Annotated in this window: 3 protein-coding genes; all 3 read right to left on the bottom strand. The window is 36.2% G+C overall.

Features of this window, described 5'->3' with window-relative positions:
* On the bottom strand, positions 1 to 2,126 hold a 2,126-nt coding region (locus tag P8M54_RS08850; RefSeq protein ID WP_300287349.1), incomplete at its 3' end, for an efflux RND transporter permease subunit.
* A gap of 41 nt (positions 2,127 to 2,167) precedes the next feature.
* Entirely contained in the window at positions 2,168 to 3,229 is a 1,062-nt protein-coding gene (locus P8M54_RS08845) for an efflux RND transporter periplasmic adaptor subunit (RefSeq protein WP_300287345.1), read from the bottom strand.
* A 287-nt stretch (positions 3,230 to 3,516) separates the two neighbouring features.
* A partial coding sequence (locus tag P8M54_RS08840; RefSeq protein WP_300287351.1) for a hypothetical protein occupies positions 3,517 to 3,681 on the bottom strand: 165 nt, incomplete at its 5' end.

Below are 3,681 nucleotides of genomic sequence, written 5' to 3'. Positions count from 1 at the left end.
TTTATTTCGGGTTTATTGAACTTTAGATTTACATCAGTCATAGCAAAAGTAGGATTGTTAGCAGCTTCTTCCATAAACTCGGGAATCTTTTGCTCTAGTTTTGCGAAATTTTGTGTTTGAATAATGTACTGTATTGGTAATCCTCCACGGCGGTTAACCGCAATGGTTGGCTGCTCCGTAACCGAAGTTTTAGCATCGACATAGCCTTTTGTCCATTTGGTTAATTTATCAGCGATATCATGTTGTGATAACTTGCGTTCACCGGGCTCTTTTAAAGAAAGTCTCATGAATCCACTATTTACTGATGAAGAACCAAATCCTGGAGAGGTAATCGTTAAAGCAACTTTCTTTTCGGATATAGAATCATCAACGAGTTGTGATACTTCTTGCATGAAGCGATCCATGTATTCATAACTTGCGCCCTCAGGAGCTGTCATTCTTAATACCAATGAACTACGGTCATCATAAGGAGCTGTTTCTTTTTGAATAAGATTATAAAATACATAAATCAAGCCAAAACAAGCAATCAGAATAGGGAAACTAATCCATTTTCGTTTCATGAAATTACCCAAAGAACTGGCGTAATTGGCATTTAACTTTTGGAAATAAGGTTCAGTAGCGATATAGAATTTTGATTTTTTTTGTTCTCCACCCTTCATCAAATAGGCATTAAGCATCGGTGTAAGGGTTAAGGATACAAAAGCGGAGATCAATACCGCCGCACCTATGACGACTCCAAATTCTCGAAATAGCCTTCCTACGAAACCTTCTAAGAAAATAACGGGCAAAAATACCGCTGCAAGTGTTACCGATATCGATATGACAGCAAAGAATATTTCGTTGGATCCTTTTATTGCCGCTTCGATAGGTGTCATACCTTCTTCTACTTTTTTGAATATATTTTCGGTAACTACAATACCGTCATCTACGACAAGACCTGTTGCAAGTACGATGGCTAACAATGTTAATACATTTATGGAGAATCCAAAAAGCCACATGATAAAGAAGGTGGCAATTAAGGATACCGGTATATCAATTAAGGGTCTAAAAGCGATTGCCCAGTCTCTAAAGAAAAGGTAGATAATTAAAATTACCAATAAGATCGAGATACCTAGGGTTTCAGCAACTTCTAAAACAGATTTTTTCACAAAAATGGTATTGTCTAGCGCGATATTTAATTTGATATCCTTAGGTAAATCTTTTTTCAACGCTTCGTATTGCTCGTAGAATGATTTTGAAATATCAAGATAATTGGCGCCAGGACGAGGAACAATTGCAAGACCTATTAAAGGTAAACCAGACTGGCTTAATTTGGTTTCAATATTTTCAGGACCTAGTTCGGCTCTTCCAATATCGCTTAATCGAACGGTTTTCGCTCCATCAGTTCTTATAATGATGTTACTAAATTCTTCAGCTGTTGCTAAATTACCAACTGTTTTTACGGTAAGCTCCGTATTGTTTCCAGTAAGTTTTCCCGAAGGTAGTTCCACATTTTGCTGGTTTAAAGCTGCTCGAACTTCTGCAACTGTGCAGCCGTAGGAAGCTAGTTTTACAGGGTCAATCCATAAACGCATTGCGTACCGTTTTTGTCCCCATATTTGTACACCACTGACACCCGGAATAGTTTCTAGTCGCTGTGAGATTACATTTTCGGCATAATCACTTAGCTCCAATTGACTTCTTGTATCACTTTGAACCGTCATGGAAATTATCGCATCACTATTGGCATCGGCTTTTGAAACAACTGGAGGTGCATCAATATCTTGAGGTAAACTACGAATTGCTTGCGATACTTTATCACGTACATCATTAGCTGCCTCCTCTAAATCTTTATCTAAGTTAAATTCGACTGTAATGCTGCTACTTCCTTGTGCACTTGAGGAGGTGATATTCCGAATTCCATCAATGGAGTTGATCGCTTTTTCGAGTGGCTCTGTAATTTGCGATTCAATAATATCGGCGTTGGCTCCAGTATAATTGGTTCTTATGGAAACCTGCGCTGGATCGATCGAAGGGAATTCACGAACACCAAGATAGGTATATCCTATGATTCCAAATAAAACTATCGTAAGGTTCATTACGATAGTCATTACAGGTCTTTTTATGCTTAATGTGGATAAACTCATTTTAGTAGTTTAATGATGAGATAATTAATTAGTAGGAAAGGTTATTTCTTAACCGATACTTTCACTGGAGTGTCATTTTTTAAGGACATGACACCAGTTGTTATAACCGTATCACCTGCTTTAAGTCCGGACAAAATTAAAAGCGAAGCATCAGTTCTTGTTGTCGTTTCTACCATAACTTCTTTGGCTTTGCCAAAATCAGAAATAAATACTTTTTTACCATTTTGAACCGGAATTACGGCTTGTGTTGGAACCACGATCGCGTCTTGAATCACATCCAATGGAAGTACTACATTAGCAAAAGTTCCCGGTAATAATTTTCCTTGTTGGTTATCAGTAATGGCTCTAACTTGAAGTGTACGTGTGGCAACTTCCACCGCTGGCTCGATAGCGTATACTGTTGCTGTGTAAATTTCAGTAGAACCTGAAACAGTAAATTTCAAAACAGTATTAGTTTTTACTTGATTAGCGTATTTTTCAGGAATAGAAAAAGTGATTTTAAGTTTAGCTGTATTGACTAAGTTCGCTACTAGCATAGTTGGATTCACATATGCTCCTTTAGAGATAGATCGCAATCCAATTTTACCTGAAAAGGGCGCACGAACGGATGTTTTAGCAATTTGAGCCTTAATGATTTGGCTTTGCGCTTTAGTCGAAGCATATTCTGCTTTAGCTACATCATATTCTTCTTGACTGATGGCTTCTTTTTTTAACAAAAGTTGTGCTCGTCGTGCATTTTCAGCAGCCAAATTCTCTCTAGTGTTGGCTTGACTTAATTGTGCTCTTAATTCTATATCATTTACTTTAAAAAGTAGTTGACCTGCTGACACGTTACTACCTTCTTTAAAATTAATGCTTTCCACGATACCCGACACCTCGGATCGTATTTCAACTTGCTCATTAGCTTCTATAGATCCCGATAGCGATAAGGTATTATCAAACGTTTCTGTTTTTACAACTATTCCGCTTACGTTTAAGGCACTTTTTTTATCTGATTTTCCATTTTGATCACCTGATTTGCTATTATTTTGAACAATTCGGTAGGTAATAAAAGCACCAAATCCAATGATCAAGAAAGCGTAAATGATATTTTTTAATTTCATAGTATGGGTCTAAAGAGAGATAATATTTTATTATAAATTTATGTTAAAAGCAAATTTAGGTTTTCCATTTAGTAAAGTAGATAACGTTAGTCTTTATTTAACAGTTGTACATACAACTATTGTGTTTTCTCAAAAAAAAATAGTTTCACAACTACTTTTATGTCTATTTTTAAATAAAACTAAGAATTCAATAAATACAACAGCAACCTGTACTCGACTAAAAAATAGTCAAAGATGCAACTTAGACGTTAAAAATAGTTAAAGGTTTAATGGGAATAGAAAAAAAATTAACTAATGTAATTCCAGATATTTTTTTTCTTAGTTAGCTCGATATAAACGGCGCGCATAGCAGCATGTTCTGGCTTTTCCATGGCGGTATCTACTTGTAAAATTTTTAGGGCATGATGCCTCGCAAGTGCTAAAATATCTCGGTCCTTAACGATATCTGCAAT

It is taken from the genome of Flavobacterium sp. (assembly GCF_029242675.1).
Classification (GTDB): Bacteria; Bacteroidota; Bacteroidia; order Flavobacteriales; family Flavobacteriaceae; genus Flavobacterium.
This window is presented reverse-complemented; position numbering and strand designations above follow the sequence as displayed.

What these genes read in the sequence shown, in the direction of transcription:
- P8M54_RS08845 (WP_300287345.1), bottom strand. Translation starts at nt 3,229, where the DNA reads ATGAAATTAAAAAATATCATTTACGCTTTCTTGATCATTGGATTTGGT.